Origin of the sequence: Beijerinckia indica subsp. indica ATCC 9039 (genome assembly GCF_000019845.1) — a bacterium.
GTDB lineage: Bacteria > Pseudomonadota > Alphaproteobacteria > Rhizobiales > Beijerinckiaceae > Beijerinckia > Beijerinckia indica.
On sequence record NC_010581.1, the window covers coordinates 3,750,454 to 3,769,123 of the forward strand.

General features: G+C 56.6%; 14 protein-coding genes. 5 read left to right on the plus strand and 9 right to left on the minus strand.

Annotation, left to right across the window (positions count from 1 at the left end):
- Positions 1-91 precede the first annotated feature (91 nt).
- Together dnaG and rpoD are read left to right on the plus strand one after the other, a co-directional pair.
- The gene (dnaG, locus tag BIND_RS16735) at positions 92-2,089 is read left to right on the plus strand and encodes a DNA primase (protein WP_012386205.1); all 1,998 of its coding nucleotides are present in this window, start codon (positions 92-94) and stop codon (positions 2,087-2,089) included.
- A gap of 661 nt (positions 2,090-2,750) precedes the next feature.
- A complete protein-coding gene (rpoD, locus tag BIND_RS16740; protein ID WP_012386206.1) occupies positions 2,751-4,808 on the plus strand; it encodes an RNA polymerase sigma factor RpoD in 2,058 nt (685 codons plus the stop codon).
- A 243-nt stretch (positions 4,809-5,051) separates the two neighbouring features.
- Here the strand turns inward: rpoD and BIND_RS20875 are convergent.
- From BIND_RS20875 to BIND_RS16775, 5 genes are all read right to left on the minus strand, one after another.
- A protein-coding gene (locus BIND_RS20875) for an IS630 family transposase (protein ID WP_425277056.1) occupies positions 5,052-6,006 on the minus strand; the annotation gives its coding sequence in 2 pieces (ribosomal slippage) (positions 5,052-5,688 and positions 5,687-6,006; 957 coding nt in all).
- Positions 6,007-6,225: 219 nt separating this feature from the next.
- The gene (locus BIND_RS22285) at positions 6,226-8,241 is read right to left on the minus strand and encodes a DUF2809 domain-containing protein (RefSeq protein ID WP_148210675.1); all 2,016 of its coding nucleotides are present in this window, start codon (positions 8,239-8,241) and stop codon (positions 6,226-6,228) included.
- 5 nt (positions 8,242-8,246) lie between these two features.
- Positions 8,247-8,939 carry a response regulator transcription factor gene (locus BIND_RS16760; RefSeq protein WP_012386209.1) on the minus strand — a complete coding sequence of 231 codons (693 nt, stop codon included), beginning with the start codon at positions 8,937-8,939 and terminating at the stop codon, positions 8,247-8,249.
- Positions 8,940-8,946: 7 nt separating this feature from the next.
- Positions 8,947-10,488, minus strand: a complete 1,542-nt coding sequence (locus tag BIND_RS16765; RefSeq protein ID WP_012386210.1) for a DUF4153 domain-containing protein — start codon at positions 10,486-10,488, stop codon at positions 8,947-8,949.
- 430 nt (positions 10,489-10,918) lie between these two features.
- Positions 10,919-12,982: a TonB-dependent receptor gene (locus tag BIND_RS16775; protein WP_244395909.1), complete on the minus strand. Its 2,064-nt coding sequence runs from the start codon at positions 12,980-12,982 to the stop codon at positions 10,919-10,921.
- Between the two features lie 332 nt (positions 12,983-13,314).
- Here BIND_RS16775 and BIND_RS16780 point away from each other — a divergent pair, with 332 nt between their 5' ends.
- Positions 13,315-13,929 carry a hypothetical protein gene (locus BIND_RS16780; protein ID WP_012386213.1) on the plus strand — a complete coding sequence of 205 codons (615 nt, stop codon included), beginning with the start codon at positions 13,315-13,317 and terminating at the stop codon, positions 13,927-13,929.
- Between the two features lie 84 nt (positions 13,930-14,013).
- Here the strand turns inward: BIND_RS16780 and BIND_RS16785 are convergent, their stop codons facing one another.
- From BIND_RS16785 to grxC, 4 genes are all read right to left on the minus strand, one after another.
- Positions 14,014-14,634, minus strand: a complete 621-nt coding sequence (locus BIND_RS16785; RefSeq protein ID WP_012386214.1) for an urease subunit gamma — start codon at positions 14,632-14,634, stop codon at positions 14,014-14,016.
- Positions 14,635-14,830: 196 nt separating this feature from the next.
- Positions 14,831-15,643 (minus strand): urease accessory protein UreD, encoded by an 813-nt coding sequence (locus BIND_RS16790; RefSeq protein WP_012386215.1) that lies wholly within the window; start codon positions 15,641-15,643, stop codon positions 14,831-14,833.
- A 76-nt stretch (positions 15,644-15,719) separates the two neighbouring features.
- The gene (locus tag BIND_RS16795; protein WP_012386216.1) at positions 15,720-16,238 is read right to left on the minus strand and encodes a DUF1178 family protein; all 519 of its coding nucleotides are present in this window, start codon (positions 16,236-16,238) and stop codon (positions 15,720-15,722) included.
- A gap of 5 nt (positions 16,239-16,243) precedes the next feature.
- Positions 16,244-16,531 carry a glutaredoxin 3 gene (gene grxC, locus BIND_RS16800; RefSeq protein ID WP_012386217.1) on the minus strand — a complete coding sequence of 96 codons (288 nt, stop codon included), beginning with the start codon at positions 16,529-16,531 and terminating at the stop codon, positions 16,244-16,246.
- A 356-nt stretch (positions 16,532-16,887) separates the two neighbouring features.
- Here grxC and BIND_RS16805 point away from each other — a divergent pair, with 356 nt between their 5' ends.
- Both BIND_RS16805 and BIND_RS16810 read left to right on the plus strand, forming a co-directional pair.
- The gene (locus tag BIND_RS16805; RefSeq protein WP_012386218.1) at positions 16,888-17,454 is read left to right on the plus strand and encodes a DUF2852 domain-containing protein; all 567 of its coding nucleotides are present in this window, start codon (positions 16,888-16,890) and stop codon (positions 17,452-17,454) included.
- Positions 17,455-17,698: 244 nt separating this feature from the next.
- Entirely contained in the window at positions 17,699-18,631 is a 933-nt protein-coding gene (locus tag BIND_RS16810; RefSeq protein ID WP_244395910.1) for an extensin-like domain-containing protein, read from the plus strand.
- The last annotated feature ends 39 nt before the right edge of the window (positions 18,632-18,670 follow it).

The following is an 18,670-nucleotide window of genomic DNA, read 5'->3' on the forward strand; positions in this document are numbered from 1 at the left end:
ATGACCGCCACGTCCAGACCCAAGCTCTGTGGATCACTGTGGAAAGCCACAATATCGTTTACTTACAGCACATGATTCCCGATAAAAAGCGATGCGCTTTCCAACGTCCTTCCTTGAAGAGATCAAACATCGCCTGCCGATGTCAGAAGTGGTGCGCCGCCGCGTCAAGCTGCAAAAGGCCGGACGCGAATGGAAAGGCCTTTCCCCTTTCAATCAGGAACGCACACCTTCCTTCACGGTCAATGACCAGAAGGGCTTCTTCCATTGTTTCTCCTCAGGCCAGCACGGCAATATTTTCGATTTTTTGATGCTGACCGAGGGCTTGAGCTTCCCCGAAGCCGTCGAGCGGCTGGCCAATGACGCTGGCTTGGCCCTGCCCCGCGTCTCGGCGGAAAGCGAGGAGCGGGAAAAACAGCGCGCCGGCCTGCATGAAATCCTCGAGTGGGCGGCCTTGTTCTTTGAAAAAGCCTTGCAATCCCCAGCCGGTGCCAATGCGCGCACCTATCTTGCGCAACGCGGCCTTTCCCCTGATCTCCAGACACGGTTCCGGCTCGGCTTTTCCCCTCCTGAAAAATATGCCCTGCGCGATCATCTTGCCGGCAAGGGGGCAACGCGCGAAGCCATGATCGAGGCCGGTCTCCTGGTGCATGGACCAGAGATCGCCGTGCCCTATGACCGGTTTCGCGAAAGGATCATGTTTCCCATCGCCGACCGGTCGGGCCGGGTCATTGCCTTTGGTGGACGGGCGCTCTCCAAGGACGTCGCGGCGAAATATCTGAACTCGCCGGAAACGCCGCTGTTTCACAAAGGTGCGGGGCTTTATAACCTGCATCAGGCGCGCAAACCGGCGCATGAGGCGGGCACGGTGATTGCCGTCGAGGGCTATGTCGATGTCATTGCCATGACGGCGGCAGGTTTTCCACACGTCGTCGCCCCCCTCGGCACCGCGCTCACGCGCGATCAATGCGCCCTGCTCTGGCGGATGGCGGAAGAACCCATTCTCTGCTTCGATGGCGACCGGGCTGGCCGCAAGGCCGCTTATCGCGCCGCCGATGTCGCCCTTCCCCTGCTCGGGCCCAGCCATAGTTTGCGTTTCGCGCTGCTGCCGGAAGGCCAGGATCCCGACGATCTCGCCCGCTCTGGCGGACGCATGGCCATCGAGGGCGTTCTGGAAAAAGCTTTGCCGCTTGTCGATCTCGTCTGGATGCGCGAGACGGAAGCTGGCGGTTTCACGACGCCGGAACGCCGCGCCGCGCTGGAACAGCGCCTCGAGGATCTTGCGCGAGGGATCAAGGATCCGACCCTTCAACGCTATTACCGTGGTGAATTCGCGAATCGGCTCGCAGCCCTGTTTGGCCCGCTGGCGGCGCCGGCATCGGACCGCCGCGATCCGTCCCGTCCGTTCGGGGCGCGCTCCTCTTTTCCACGCTCCCCTTTTCAAGGACGTGGAGCGCGCAATGACAATCGCTCGTCTCGTTTCCAGTCCCCCGACTTCAAGGCGCCCTTACAGATCAGCTCCTCTCTCGCGCGCTCGCGCCTGTTGCAAACCGCAAGGTCTGACGCGGCGAATGATCTGCCTCCGTCACGCGAGGCCCTGATTCTCTTGCTTTTGCTGCGCCACCCGGGTCTGATCGACCGGCATGTCGAGGCGCTTGCCGCGCTCGATTTTGTCAATACTGAGGCCTCAGCCTTGCGCTCGCTCCTATTGGAGGCCGCTTGGCACGATGGGGCGGATGATCTGCCTCCATCACACGAGGCCCTGCTGGACCGTTTGACAGCCGAAGGAAAAGGGGCGCTGCTGCAAAAACTGGAAAGCGTGATTCCGGTCGCCAGCCATTGGTATTTGCAGCCAGACGCCGCCGATATTGACGCCGAAGCTCTTCTTGAACAGGCCATCACCTTGCATCAGCGGGCCGGGGCGCTACATAGGGAGTTGCAATTGGCGAAAGCAGCCCTCGCCGAGGACACCAACGAGACCAATTTCGACCGGCTCAAGGATATTCAAGCCCAGCTTCAGGCGCTTGGCGGAACGGAGGCGGCCGTCGAGGGGTTCGGCTTTTCTTCCGGCCGTTCAACGGGAACAGTGTGAGGAATAGGCGAAACTGGCATGCCTCCAACCGACAATTTTTTCGGCATGAAGCATGCTTCTCGATAGGGATCTCCACATTCTCGATCATCGCCCCGTGCAGGAAAGGCGGACAAAGCTCCACCAAATTGCCTCCGGTTCCTTGATCTTTCTTGGTTTTGAAGAAAGCATCCGCTGCTTTCCTCAAACCTCCCGTCGTGGTCCTTTTCCGACACGGCCCATGCGAATGTCAGAAAGGGGTCATGCCCATACGTCGGGATCATGCGTCGAAGAGTGCGAACCGCGAATGGACGGTTTACCCTCCGTTCCAGCCTCGCGCAGCGAGAGTCGACACAATGACGGTTAAGGGTTCTCAGGCGAAAACCTTAATCAAATCTTGACCATGGCGTGATCTTTTGGACTCAATCTTAGGCTCCGAAGATCGATTCGGGAGCGGACTTCAAAGCAGGCGGACGACGCCTCCGCACGGGCGTGAATAAGGCGAGGTTTCAAAGAGATTTTGAACCTCGCGGGCTGTAACGGGTTGAGAGCAACGGACCAGGCCGATTGTGCTGGGCCGATGCGGAAGTTAATGGGAGCGCTTGTCCCCAACGCCTGATCGGCCTTGAGGACAAGCGCTCCTTTGGGTTGGTTTGACGATGGTCATTCATCTTCGGAGGCCTTGATGGCGAAAAAAGACACTGACAAGACCGATGGTGAAGGTGGTGGAGTCGAGACCGTCGACAGCCCCCTGCTCGATCTCTCCGATGCCGCTGTCAAGCGGATGATCAAGGTCGCCAAGAAGCGCGGCTTTGTGACCTATAGCGAACTCAATGCAGTCCTGCCCTCGGAAGAAGTCAATTCCGAGCAGATCGAGGACATTTTGGCGATGCTCAACGAAATGGGCATCAATGTCGTCGAGAGCGAGGAGCAGGATACCGAGGAAAGCGAAGACAGCAACGAGGAAGAAGAGAGCGAGGGTGGCGACCTCGTCGAGGCCTCGCAAAGCAAAGCTGTCACCACGCGCTCGTCCGAACCCTCCGACCGGACAGATGATCCGGTGCGCATGTATTTGCGCGAAATGGGCTCGGTCGAACTTCTTTCGCGCGAGGGCGAAATCGCCATTGCCAAAAGGATCGAGGCCGGCCGCGAGGCCATGATCGCGGGCCTGTGCGAAAGCCCCCTCACCTTCCAGGCGATCATCATCTGGCGCGACGAACTCAACGACAGCAAGGTTTTGCTGCGCGATATCATCGATCTCGAGGCGACCTATGCGGGGCCTGAGGGGCGCAGCAGCCCCAAGCTTGATCTGGACGCCACGGACGAGGAAGACCCCGACAATCCAGACGCGCCCGAAGCGCCCTCGACCGCGCCGCTCAATCCACCGGGGCGCCTGCGGCCGGCGCGCGAGGACGGCGATATTGACCCGCCGCCGATGGAGGAAATGTTCGACGAGGAAGACGACATGGAAAATTCCGTGTCGCTCTCGGCGATGGAAGCCGAATTGAAGCCGAAGGTTCTCGAGACCTTCGACCGCGTCGCCGATGCCTATAAGAAACTGCGGCGCCTGCAGGACCAGAATGTCGAGAATAAGCTCAAGAACGAGACTCTGACACCGGCGCAAGAGCGTAAATATAAAACGCTCAAGAAAGAGATTGTCGCTGACGTCAAGAGCCTGTCGCTCAACCAGAACCGTATCGAGGCCCTGGTCGAGCAACTCTATGACATCAACAAAAGGCTGATCGGCCAGGAGACGCGGCTGTTGCGTCTGGCCGAGGGCTATGGCGTCGCGCGCGAGGATTTTCTGAGAAATTATCAGAATTCCGAGCTCGATCCGAAATGGTTGCTGCGCGTCTCGAAACTCGGCTCACGTGGCTGGAAGGATTTCGTTGCCAAGGCCAAGGATACGATCAAGGATCTGCTGGGCGAAATTCATGGGCTTGCGACCGAGACCGGTCTTGAGATCCAGGAATTCCGCAAGATCGTGCATATGGTCCAAAAGGGTGAACGTGAAGCCCGCCAAGCCAAGAAGGAAATGGTCGAGGCCAATCTGCGTCTCGTGATTTCGATCGCCAAGAAATATACCAATCGCGGCCTGCAATTCCTGGATCTCATTCAGGAAGGCAATATCGGCCTGATGAAGGCGGTCGATAAATTCGAATACAGGCGCGGCTATAAATTCTCGACCTATGCGACCTGGTGGATTCGTCAGGCCATCACCCGTTCCATTGCCGACCAGGCAAGGACCATCCGCATTCCGGTGCATATGATCGAGACGATCAACAAGATCGTACGGACCTCGCGCCAGATGCTGCATGAAATTGGCCGCGAGCCGACACCGGAGGAACTGGCGGAAAAGCTCGCCATGCCACTCGAAAAAGTGCGCAAGGTGTTGAAAATCGCCAAGGAGCCGATCTCGCTCGAAACCCCGATCGGCGACGAAGAGGATTCTCACCTCGGCGACTTCATCGAGGACAAGAATGCGATCCTGCCGATCGACGCGGCGATCCAGTCCAATCTGCGTGAAACGACAACGCGGGTTCTGGCTTCGCTCACACCGCGCGAGGAACGTGTGCTGCGCATGCGTTTCGGCATCGGCATGAATACCGATCACACGCTGGAAGAAGTCGGCCAGCAGTTTTCGGTGACGCGCGAACGTATTCGCCAGATCGAGGCCAAGGCGCTGCGCAAGCTGAAACATCCCTCGCGCTCGCGCAAGCTGCGCAGCTTCCTGGATAATTGATAGCGACTCTCTCGCTCGACGGACAGAAGAGCAAGGGATACAGTTAAGAAAGGCCCCCGAACATGGGATCATGTTCGGGGGCTTTTTATCATCACATGCCGGCTGCTATCCCTGTAACTTCTGAAGTTGACCATTTCCGGAACTTGGAGAAGCGTTTGTCACCTTCTCAGATCAGCCCCCAAAGCTGACCTTCGAGGGCGTCGCTCAATTACCACTTCGCGCCCATGCTAGAGCGTCGGATTTTCAATTGAGACCATATCCTGCGGCTTTGAAGTAGTTTTGGCACTCGTCGGGTTGGAAGAGGTCGCAGATGTGTCCAATCTCTTTCCAGAGGGCATCGATGGTTCGTGCGGCTCTGGCGCGCAGGTGGGCTTTCAGCTTGGAGAAAGCCATCTCAATGGGGTTGAGATCGGGTGAGTAAGGCGGCAGGAACAAAACCCAGGCGCCTCTTGCCTTGATCGCCGCTTCGGCGGCCGGGCTTTTGTGGGCGGCGAGATTATCCATGATCACGATGTCGCCTTCCCTGAGCGTCGGAGCAAGTTCCTTCTCAATATAGGTCTCGAAAATGCGCCGGTTCATCGGGGCATTGATGACAAAGGGAGCGGTGAGCCCGTCGCAGCGCAGGCCAGCCACAAAGGTCTGCGTCAGCCAATGTCCGAAGGGTGCTTTCGAGCGCAACCTCTGGCCTTTGAGGCAACGGCCGCGCAGGCGCGTCATCTTGGTCGTGGTTCCCGTCTCATCGAGAAAGACCAGGCGCTGCGGCTCAAGCCGCATTCGGGGCTGGCGTTGATCGACCCAGGCCTCACGCTTTTCCTTGATGTCGGGCCGGTCTTGCTCGCTTGCCAGCAAGGTTTTTTTTGAAACGATAGCCGTTGCGGATGAAAAAACGCGAGAGCGAGGCGGGCTCTGCCTTCGTCCCCGTCGCGCTTGCAAGTTCGGCTGCGAGTTCCGCCATGGTCACGTCGGCCTTCTCGGTGATGCGCGCGATCAGGAAATCCCGGTGTGGATCGAGCTTGGCGTGCCGACGGCCACCGCGTGGCTTGGCCTCAACCCGCCCACTCGCCATGAAGGCCTTCATCAGATTGACGACAAAGGAGACCGAAACATCAAAATGCGCCGCCGCCGCATGCCGCGACTGCCCGCTCTCGACAAAGCGCACGACACGCTCACGCAGATCACGTGAATTAGCTTTTGGCATCGTGATTCACCTCCCAAACCAGAGTGAATCACGACGCAGCGCTTTAGGGAATCCATTCCGATTCTATTAGAAAATCCGCCGCTCTAGCCAATCCCGGTGAAATTCACGGTTCCAGAAACCAGCCATTGACAGATGCGAATTTTCAAAATGCATAGGCAGGCTTTCAGATATCCAGGACTATCCTTAGAAGTTGCTCACAGAGCGGATATCTGGCAATTGCTAAAGTCTTGCTGCATCTCTCTCACATAACTTATCCATCAGGAGACCGAGAATTATCCCGGCACCGTAAGCGACGATATTGAAGATCGAAAAGAACCGGCCCAATAGCAAGGCGCCCGCCGTTGAGATGCGGAAGGTGTCGAGCCACGGCGTGTGGTAAAGCCTGGATAATTCGACGACGAGAGCGATTACGGCTGCAATGGATGCGATTTGCGATCGGGATTGGCGTGCCAAGATCATTCCCGCCAGCAAGAAAACCATCGCTCCCCATAAAATCGAGCCGCCATATTTAACGATAGCGACAGGCAATCCAATGTCAGCGCCGAAACAGCGTAAGGCGAGCCCGGATGCAATGACGATGAGGCAGAGCAAGAACCGGCGAAGCCGCAAGCCGATGTACGTCACATAAAGGCTTTCTGCGCCAGACGCCAGAGGAAGCCTCAGCACAAATGCTGCACCGGTTGTTATATCAAGGCAATCGATAAAACCGCTATGCGCTTCGATCATGGCGCGGACAATTGAAAGCCCCATGCCTGTGCCGCCTTCCAGGCGGCGTGTGGTAAAGAAGGGCTCGAAGATTTTTGTCGCATTATTCGGTGAGATTCCGCTACCGTCATCCTTGATCGTGATCTGCAGGATTTCCTTGTCTGCAAAGGCTTCGACGGTAACTTTTTTCGCGCCGTGATGCGTGGCATTGTCGATCAGATGCGAAAGGATGATGTGCAGGTTTTCTGTCGATATGCGCGCCTGTCGATGAACATCACCCTGCGCATTGATCTCCAGATGAGGCCATTGCTTTCGAAGCTCCTGCAAAACAGGATCAAGAGTGGCTGTGCCGGATATTGGCGTGTTTTCAGCACGGGCGAGATCACGCAGGCGGCTCACGAGATCTGTCAGACGCGCCGCATCGACCACAATATGATCGAGAAAGCGACGCCGATCATTATCGTCCATGGTTTGGGGATTAGCTTCGAGATCGTCAAGCAACAGTTCGGCTGCGCCTTTTATTGATGTCAGGGGTGACTTCAGCTCATGTGAGACATGGGCGGCAAAGGTCGCGATGAAAGCTGAGCGATGAGCGAGGCTCGTCGCCATATCGAGAAAGCTTCGTGACAGCATGGCAAATTCTGCCGTGCCGTGATGGGACAGAGGCCGCAAGGCGGCAGTATCTCCGGCAGAAATCGCGCGTGTTCGGGCGATGAGTTCACGCACGGGGCGCGTAATGGTTCGATGAAACACAAAACCTGCAAGGCCTGTCAGCAGGATCACTGAGACACTTGCGAGAATGACTTTGTTTCGCTCTTCATAGAGATTCTTGAACACATTCGCTGGCGTGCGCGAGGCGTAAAGTACGGCGGTGACATGATCGCGCACAATGATAGGCATTGCAGTAAACACGCGCACGCCAGTGCCACGGCTCATCGAATAAAGCGGCGGCGGCGGATGTTTCGAAATGCGCATGCGCATGACGGAACGAAATTCGCCTCTCAAGGCTGCCGCAATTTCCTCCACATGAGCGAGCGACAGACCGATTTCGTTACGGCCGGCAATGACGGTTCCCTCAGCATCGAGCAACCGGAAGCCAGCTAAAGTGGTGCGCTGGATCGCAAGGAGATCGGGCAGAATTTTTACGCCAAGCGCGAGAAGAGCGGGATCCGGAGGGCTTGTCGGCGGGCGCGCATCCGGGCGGCTTGGTAGGAGGTCTTTATCTGCGAGATCGAGATGCGGCATGATCGGGCGATAAGGCTCCTCCTGCGTCGGAGTTGCCAATGGCGCAGCGGCTCCTAGGGGCGTGTCGGCTGGCAAGGCGGCTTCGATGTCTCGTGCGATGACTGGCGCAAGCGCTGCGCTTTGCGCGATCAGTTCGGCTTCCGCCTGCCTCACCAATTGATTTTCATAGATGCGAAAGAAAAAAACGCCGCCCAGTGGCAAGGCCACAGCAAAACATAGAAGACAGGTCACGACCAAAGCGAGCGGTGGACGCCATTTGCCCATCATCGCTGGAGATTTCAGCATCGATTTCATGATGCTTGGCAAGGGCCGAGCCGGAATCCTATTCCATGCACGGTTTCGATACATCCTCCGCCGCCAGCCAGAGCGAGCTTCGCGCGAATGTTGCGGATATGGCTGTCAATCGTGCGGTCGGAAACGTTTATCGCGTTGTTATAGGCAGAAGCCAAAATCTGTTCCCGTGTGAAAACCTGATTGGGCCGCGCGGTGAAGCATTCGAGAATGGAGAATTCGAGAGCAGTCAGGGAAAGGGCACTCCCGTGGAACGTGGCGCGATGGCTGGCGAGATCGAGCGAAAGCTCTCCATGCGTCAAGCCATTCGAAGGCTCTGCCTCTTTCGGCCGAAGACGTTTCAGAATGACATTGACCCGAGCAACGAGTTCACGCGGACTGAAAGGCTTGGTGACGTAATCATCGCCGCCGATTTCGAGACCGAGTACACGGTCGATTTCTTCGTCGCGAGCTGACAGAAACAGGATCGGTACTTCGCTCGTCTTCCGGATACGGCGGCAGGTTTCAAGCCCGTCCATTTCCGGCATGCCTATATCGAGCACAATCAGATCCGGCGTTTGCGCAGCCATGATAGTGAGCACTTGCGATCCATCTTCAGCAACAACGACGCGCATTCCTGCTTTTTCCAGGGCGAAACAGATAACCTCGCGAATATGCGGGTCGTCATCGACAACAAGAATGGTGGCGGCCATGTTGGTCTCAGGGTTGCTCGGGGATGGCGGGAGTGACCATGTGCTCAGAACTAGCCAAATATCGTCCAAGACGCCACGTTGCAAAACCCCATGCTCGCCAGGAATGATCAGATTGTGAATATTGCAGGGCAAGTCCTTGTCTTATGAATAAAAGGCTTTGAACAAAATTATCTGCTGACTGGCCTGTTGTCTCGCTGATGTCCGCCAGCGTCGCAAGGGAAGCATCTATTGCGGGAATAGCTGCTGGGCCAAGGCTTTGTAGATAAGAACGGTCCAGCCGTGGTCCATTGCCTGCGATCTCCCGGCAATGAGCGAGATTGAAGTCTGCGATTAGTTTCGGGATATTGATGAAACAGCAGAAATAAAGCGTCGCCACCAAGGATAGAGCATTAGCCGAAAGAAGCCATGAATTCGGCAAATTTCGAAAAATCTGGATGAGGATGAACACGAGCCCCAAAGCGACAAGGCCCATCCAGATCAGCGCCGCGAGACGCAAACAAGTGAGCGAATAGGCGGCGAGATAGAGTTCGAGCCGTAAAATCGAGGAAAGAACGAGCAGAATATTCTGGGCGACGAAAACAAGCATGAGCGCCCTAAGGAAAGGGGTTCTGCGGCTAGAGCGCTCGCGCTGCATCGCGAGCAGGATGAAGGCCGCCGCGAGCAGGGTGCTGACCAGCAACGGATAAGCGCCGCGATGCGCATAGGACGCATGGGTCATGCCTGAGGGCAGGGCATGGCCAGCCCAGAGATAGGTTGCGTCCATCATAGTCTGCAGGGCAAACAAAGCATTGAAGAGAAAGAGCGAGCGAAGGATAGCCGCATCGCCGAAGAGCCCGCCGTAATCGCTGGAAATGGCTGGCAGGGCGCTGCGAATGGTTGGGTCCGTGGGCTGCAGTTTGCAGACATGCAGCAAGGGCCAGATCGCACATAAGATAGCGGCCCAGAAGAAAGAGTGGGTCCAAAGCGACAGATTGAAGATGAAATAAAGGTCGATGGAGGAAAGCCAGCCTTCGAGCAGAGGATTGGCCGAGGAGAAGAGCGCGAGAAACACAATAAAGAGCGATAGGGGAACGACCCAGCCGATCCAGTCTATGGAACGATGTGCCATAAACTGGAAATGGGATTGTTTTCGCGCCTCGCGCCAATCACTGATTATCAGGAATGGGCCCAGAAACGGCATTTGGGCCATTGGGATCAGAAGATCGACCCATGACCGGTTCGCTGGAGCCGAAAGAAGCAAAGCGAATGCGATCAATCCGCCCAAGCCAAACAGGATGGAGAGCGGGGCCAACCCTTCGATGATGGCTAAAAGCCCCATGAGCAACAGGCTCGCGGCGAGCAGCTGCTGTTTTCTCGCCGCACGAATAGGGTTGAGCAGGCAAACGAGAGTCGCGAGCGTTGCGAAGAACAGCACCAGTGAGAGCCCGATAGATTCTCCGTAGAAGAGATAATCGGCCAAAGCGGCGCAGCCTATTCCGGCGGCTAGCCGCCGTTTCAGCCAATCGTTTTCATGGGAGGCTGGAGAAAGTTCAAAACCTTGCATGGGCATCGCGAAACCTTGTCCGCGCTGAATGAGTGCGGCCTGACAGGGACGGGCATGGAGGGTGGAAAGGCAAAGATCTGAGCAGTCGGCTGCGCTACCGCGAGCCACCAGCCGTCGTTCAACAGGCGTGATGGTAGGCTTACTGAGCCGGATTGTGGAAATCGATGCTGAACCATGCCCGCTTTATCGCGAGCCTTTGTGCATTCTGCTGGGGTTTGCTGATCAGAAAATCAGGAGTTTTGTGCAGCAATTGTGCAGATTTGAATCCCGCACTCGGCAACGACCTTGTCATGCATGAGGCGACCTACGGCAGCTATTCTTTTCGAGCTTCCGCTAATACGTTCTTCAGGGTCGAAAGCGGCCAACTTGAGAAATTAAGGGCTGATCATCCAAGGTCCGGAAATGGCGCCAAACACCTTGCGCTCGGCGACCGACATTAAAACTTATAAGAAAGTCCCGCGTAGAAACTGCGGCGCTGTGCATATTGCGGCGCGAAGACACCGATGCCGGATCCGTCGCGAATGGCATAGCCGTGGTCAAACAGATTGATGATATCGAAGCGCACCGTCAAAGGCTGTCCCTTGCCCGCATCCGAAAGCTTGAAATCATGCGACAGGCCGAGATTGACCTGCGCATAAGGTGACAGACTTTCCGTATTCGCGAAACCCGAACGCAAGCCGCTGCCATAGATCAGATCGACGCCGAACCGCGTCCCCTGCCAGAGATAGGAAAAACCCGCCGAGGCTGAGATTTTCTGGGCATGATCGGTATAAATATAATGGGAATCAATATAGGCGAGTTCATCGGCGCCGAAGAGATATTGGTTCGACGAGACTTGTGTCGCCCGCTGCCGCGCCCAGGCGAAATTGGCATAGGCACGCAGGTTTTCATCCTGATAATTGGCCTTGAACTCGACCCCCGTATTATAAGCGCGATCGTAATTGAAGGTCGTCAGGACATAGGCCTGGCCGAATTGGCCATCATCGAGCAGGTTACGGGCATTCTTGTAATAGACATCGATGCCGGTCGACAATTGCGGCGTTAATTGCTGTGTCACCCCCGCATCGAAATAATGTGACCGTTCCGGCCGCACCGGACTTTGCGTGGTCACTTCCGGTTGCAAGGTCGTGTTGGCATAGATCGCCTGATCGACCGGAGCCGAAAGGCTTTGTGATGGCGGCGTGAAATAACGGGCGTAGCCTATATGAAAGGCGGTTCCCTCCATAGGCACATAGACCAGGCTGAAACGCGGGCTCAACTGATTGGCGGAAACATATTGATTCATCTGATCGAAGCGAAGACCCGCGTTGAGCGTGAGCTGATCATTGATCCGCCATTCATCCTCCGCGTAGACAGAACCAAGAAAACCTGTTTTCGGCACGGCCTCGCCCAAAGTGAAGGGTGCATCAATCGCATTCCCATCTCCATCAAGAGGCAACACTGTATTGGAATTGATAGCGCGTGTATATTCGGCGCTGACCTGAAAGCCGAAACGGACCGTATTCGGCCCTGCATGAAGGGCGGCATCGCCCTGCACGCCATTCAACAGGCTGTCGCGAAAGACATTGGAAGCCACACCATTGAACAAGAGATCGCCAAGCTGATCAGGGATATAATGCACGGAACTATAGCGTGAAAAATAAGCGACTTGCGCATCGATGTCGCCAACACTGCGCTGCCACGCAAGCACATTATAAAAGCTGCGTTCGACCTGATTTTCATTGATATTCAAGGAATTGAAATCATTGATACCAAAGACCGTGAATTGCGGTGATTGACCAGGATTATTGGGGATCTGATAGCGGTTGATCGAGAAGCCGGTGATGACGCTCAAGCGTGTCGCATCATCCAGCATGGTCGAGGCATAGCCGAAGAAACGCCCCTGCTGACTTGCATCATGGAACGCTTGGTGGCCGATTGTGAGATTCTCCATACCGAGCCCATTCGAAAAGAAACGGCCAACGGCAAAATATTGTGTCTTGCCACTCGTACCGCCATAGCTCAGGCGCGGCATGATCGAACTATAGCTGCCACCATAGAGGCTAACATCGCCCCCATTGTCAAAAACACCACTGCGTGTCGTGATATCGAGAATACCAGAGGTCCGCAGCCCGTAACGGGAGGGCAGCACGCCATCGATCAAGGCGAGATTACCGATAAAGGCCGGATCGAGGATCTGCCCAAAACCTGAAACACCATCCGGCAACAAAACGCCATTGATCCGATATTGCACATTGGCGTGTTCATTGCGGATATGAAAATCGCCGCTGGCGACGGAATCCTGCGTCACACCCGGCATTTGCAGGACAATTTTGTCAAGCGATGCATTATCGCCCTGAGGCAACCCCTCGATAGCCTGACGCCCGAGATCATAGGCCGTAGCACCGCCGCGCGGCGAAAGATTATCGCGGGCACGATCCATTCTCTGGGTGTCGCGGATAAGAATTTCTGACGCTGAGGGGAGAGTGGGACCTTCCGCGACGACGTCGATGGTCGGCAATTGCTCCTGAGCAAAGGCTCTTGGAGCCAAAAGCCCAAAACCCACCGCTTCCGCACCAAATCCCAACATTATGAAAACAATAGATTTACGCTCGACCCGACCCACTTTTGCGACCCCTGAAATCAGCATTATTGTTACGTTATAACATTAATATTGGGGGAACAAGGCCATCTGGACGAAAACATCAGGAGAGGTCCAACCGGGCACGGCGACTTCGCGCTCAATTCCCTTCGTATTCAAAATTTTAGAAGCGTGTCAGCGATCCAAAAAGCGTAATACTCACTTTTTATTTTATGCCGTATTGTTATAAATATAGATTAGAGGGTATCCGAGTGGCTTTGACACGTTTCACGCTTTTTGTTGCGTTAAGTCTCAATCTCGCCTTTACGCGGAGCGCATTGGCTGATCCGCTCGTCCTCACTTACCACGGATGGAATGTGGTTCTCACCCATGTATGGGAGCAAAAGCCCAAGCAGACGATGATCGATGCGATCGAACGTCAACTCGATATTGTCGATCATGTCGGTCTCAAACCGGACATTTTGCAATGTATGCGAGCCATAAGAATTGTGACGAGTTCCCCAGGCTACCATTCTAGCCCCGCCCATTATAAGCCATCGAGTGGCGTGGATATCCATGCCGGGCTTCTCGATCCGCATAAACCGATCATCCTGCATGAACTCCTTCATGCCCTTCATGATCGATGCCTGCGTGATGGGTTCAATAATCAGGACATCAAGAATTTTTTTGAGAGCGGCAAGGCAGAATGGCCCGCCGGCTCCTATCTCCTCACCAATAACAGAGAATTCTTCGCTGTAACGGCGAGCGTTTATCTCTCTGGAAATATCCCGCGGCCGCCTTATTCACGAGCTGAATTGCACTCCAAACAACCGCTTTACTACCAGTGGCTGGCCAAGCTCTTCGATAATGGTCACCCAAGATCATAAGAGCGCAAACATCTGGACATCGGCTTGATTCAGCCCGAACCTCCATGGCTTTGCGGGCATCACATCTTTATAGCTTCCCCATGATCACAGTTTCCCCATGATCTCCTGGCGGAATCCAAAAACCTCGCGCGCGCCGCCCAATGGAATCAAGCGGACCTCGCGCGTCTGGCCGGGTTCAAAACGCACCGCCGTGCCGGCAACGATATCGAGCCGCCGGCCCCGCGCTGCGTCGCGATCGAATGCAAGAGCCGCATTCACTTCATAGAAATGATAATGCGAACCGACCTGAATCGGCCGATCGCCCGTATTGGCCACGGAAAGCCGCACAACGTCCGCTTCCGCATTCATGACAATCTCACCCGGCATGGTCACGATCTCGCCGGGAATGAGTGTGCTTGCGGCATCGCGGATCGGATGATGCACGGTGACGAGCTTGGTTCCGTCCGGAAAAGTAGCCTCGACCTGCACGTCATGGATCATCTCGGCAATGCCGTCCATCACTTGCGCCGCTGTCAGCACATGCGCGCCAGCTTCCATCAAATCCGCGACACTGCGTCCATCGCGCGCGCCTTCGACGACGAAATCCGTAATCAAGGCCACAGCCTCGGGATAGTTCAATTTGACGCCGCGTTCGAGACGCCGCCTCGCGACTATGGCCGCCATGGCGATCAGCAATTTATCCTTTTCGCGTGGGGTGAGATTCATGGCGCTTTCTCCGCATGGTTTGCGGCCTCGACCCTTCTCTTCTTAAAGGATCGCTCTCAAAAGGCGATCCTGTTTTCATCACACTTATACCAAGCCTTCGACATCTCGACCTGTCGAGATGTAGGAGGTTCGGCGGAAAGCCGCCGCCCCGCCGTCGCGGGGGCTAAGTCTGAGTCTCACTTATTAAGACTGGGTATTATAACCAGAGGCGCGCGATATCATCGCGCCAAAGGCCAAGGCCCGCCAGAAGCGCACACCGCAAGACCTCGGGCGAAGCCGCCATGAGACGCGCGACCAGCATACCATTCCAGGCGGAGACACCATGCGGGCAAGCGGGTTCGAACGGCGCAAGGCGTGCCCGCAAGGATTCAAGCCTCGCCTCTGCGTCAGGCGCAACGGCGAGAAGGAATGCCATGGCCCGCCTCCCATGCCCCAGGCTCGGCTGGTCGAATGTCCTGTTCAAGGGTCCCTCGATCCGGCTTTCCTCGGCAAAGACCAAACGCCCGCCGCGACGGATACGCCAGGAATCGCGAAAATCACAGCTAATCGCACTCTCACCATGCGCCAGACGACCAAGCACGAGTGTTTCGACGAGCAGGAGTGAGGCATCATTCGCCATGGTGACATCGAGACGGCGCGAGAGCGCGGCTCCATCAAAAAGAATCGTTTCCTGCGGTAAAAAAGCAAGTTTCGTCTCTGGGGCCAGCACCAGCGATAGATCGAGCATTGCCGCTTTGTCTCGCGCACGATAGATTTTTTCGGCGGCAGGTGTTGCGATGACAAGTTCGCTCTGCTCTTCCGCCTCGATCGCAAGCCGCAGATGGTCGCCCCCCGCGATGCCGCCCGCACTGTTCACGATCATGCCAACGCATCCCTGAAACGCGCGGGGATGGCGCAGACGCAAGCCCCCCGTTTCGAACAGGCGCAACGGCCGCGTGATACCGCCATGCTTTTCGTAGCGGACGCGAATTTCGCCGCGAGCGCGATTGGCCGCAAAGCTCATGGTCATGCGAGGAAGCTTCTCAGTTGCTCACGATCCACCAATGCGGCGAAGCCAGCCTTCGCATTGCCATGCGAATGAGGCTCTAATTCCATTCATCCGGCAGGGAAGGAAGAGGCAGGATCTCAATTCCTTCATCAATCAGGTCACGCGCTTCCTCGACGCTCGCCTGCCCGTAAATCGGACGCGGAGCGAGCACGCCATCCTTGATTTTGTGGACTTCCTCGACGAAACGGTCACCGACATTCTCGGCATGAGCATGGATTTCTTCATGCAGCCGAATCACCAAGCGCCGTAATTCCCTCTGGTGCTCGAGAGCTTCACGCAAACCACCATCGTCTTGCCCGGTGGGCAGAGAGGGGGACGCTTCTATCGTTTCGAGATTCTGCGGCGCGGTCTGCGATCCCGGGCACGGCACGTTTTGCCCCGGCGGCGTGGCGCCGCGTGCGATCGCTGGCGCCATAATAGCCTTGGCAACCTGGACACTGTCACAATAGGGGCAGGTGATCAAACCATCCTCGACCTGGCGGTCGAAAGCGGCACCGCTTTGGAACCAGCTTTCAAACCGATGTTTCTGGTCGCAGATCAAAGCGAATTTGATCATATTTCTCAATCGGTAGGCGTACGGGCGAGATCGGCCAGAAGCAGATCAAGCTTGCCATCATAATGCAGTTCATAAAGATCGTCGCAGCCGCCAATATGCTTATCGCCAAAGAAAATCTGCGGCACGGTGCTGCGTCCATTGGCCCGCTCGGTCATGCGTTCCCGGGCTTCAAAGTCGCCATCGACTGAAATTTCCGTGAACGGCAGATTCTTCTTCGTGAGGAGCTCCTTGGCCCTCCGGCAATAGGGGCAGGTCTGCGTCGTATAGATGGTGATTTCAGGCAGTTCGGACATTCGAAATTCCTTTTCTCGCGACCTTTATGAAGCAAAGGGCCACCGTCGACAAGCCGGTGGCCGCGCCCGTGGCGGGTGCCCGCAAGGCTCCGGCAAGCAAGAATAGGGCAAAAACCCAGAGCGCCATCGATCATCTGTCCTGCCCTTCCGGCGGCCGCATCCATCATCGACCGGCCAGGAGGCGAGAAGCATGGTCAATAGGCGGCAAGCTTCGGAGCAGACTTACCGGAAGGTTAATTCCGCTTTGACGGACTGCCTTCCTCTCGACATTTACCGACGCCACCATACATTGTTCAGGGCTTGCCGCTCCGCCAGGAGGCTTTCGCCGGCGCATGCGGCCAATCGGGAGCGCTGCAATGAGCTTTTATACGGGAAGGCCGGAGGACGGTCCCGCGATGGGCGCCGCCGGGGGAACAGGGGGACAAGCGGGCAATGGTGGGCCGTGGGGACCTTATCGGTCGGCATCCAAAAGCTGCTGCTCCCATTGGAAACCTGCCGAATTTCTGGCGATGATTTTGGGGTTTATCCTCTTCTGGCCGATTGGCGTCGCCATCGTCTTGTGGAAATTCTGGCAGGGCAAGAGCGGTTATTCGGGCGATCTCTTCAGTTTCGCGCGCGAGCAGTGGGATCGTCGCGGCGGATGGAGTGGTTTCGGCTGCTACGGCCGTACCGGCTTCAACCAGCGGACGAGAGGATTTGGCATGGGTTTCTCGGGCTTTTCGAACTCCAGCGGCAACCGTGCCTTCGATGAGTGGCGCTCCGCCGAATTGGCGCGGCTCGAGGAGGAACGCCGGAAACTCGCCGCCGCCGAGCGCGATTTCGCCGCCTTCTTGGAACAATTGCGCCACGCCAAGGACCGTGAGGAATTCGAGCGTTTCATGCGCGAGCGTAATAACCAGAACGGTGGCGCCTCCGCCGCCTGAACCGATCAAAACGTCGCGAAACGAAAACTGCCCCAAGGAGTTCGCCTCCTTGGGGAAAGCGTTCAAATTTGCGAAGGTTTAGCGCTGCTTAATAAATTTCCCGCATTTTGCGGGAATGGCACGCCTCCTCGCCTCTCTCTCTCAAAGCCCGGAAGAACGACAAACCGTTTCCGGGCAAACTTGCCGCCATGGCCTTCTGCGACGGGCACGTCGGGCCTCTGCGACTCTGACGCCATTAGCCATATTGGCGACGCTGCTTCTCGCCGAGGGCTGTTCGAATTTCCAGCGGCCACAGCGGGCGGCGTGGCGCGGTCAGGCCGAGCGCGCCTGTCTTTCCCAAAATCTCGTGCGTCAGAGCGCCTATATTCAGCGCGTCCGCGCCATCGACGGCCCCGGCGCCTGCGGTCTCGATTATCCTCTCAAAATCAGCGCCCTGCAAAATGGCACGGTGGCTTTCAACACGACCTATACGGTCGATTGCCCCATGATCGCCACACTCGATGCATGGCTCGGCGAGGTCGTGCAACCTCTCGCCAAGGCGTCCTTCGGCGTTCCGGTCACCGGGATCGACGGCATGGGGGCTTATTCCTGTCGCGGCATGAACAATCAATATGGCGCGCAGATTTCCGAACATGCCTTCGGCAATGCCATTGATATTGGCGGCTTCCATCTCGCCGACGGACGCATGATCTCCGTTCAGCGCGATTGGACGCGCGGCGACGATGCCACGCGCGCCTTTCTCATAGGCGTCCAGGCCGGCGCCTGCGCGCGCTTCACCACTGTCCTCGCGCCGGGATCGAATATTTTTCATTACAATCACATTCATCTCGATCTCGCGATGCATGGCAATACATCGACCGGTCCGCGGCGAATCTGCAAGCCAGCCCCGACTCTGATTCAGCCTCAGACGACACCAAAGGACAATCTGCCACCCGCGCCCGCCATCGACGACGAGATCGATGTGGCGCAAGGCCATCCCCCTGTCGCCATGGCTTTGCATGAGGGAACCCATACCGGGCTCGACGCCTCGGTGCCGCCCTCCCCGCCCCGTCCCTACGCCTCCAATCAGGTCCCGCCAGAGCCTTTGCGTGGCAGCCTGCGCGAGGACGGTGCCTTCGTGCCAGAAGGACGGCCGCAGGATTGGGATCTTCCGACTTCATCGATCCCCAAACGGTAATCACGTAGCCCTCTTCCCGATCTTGTGATGTGACCGCGA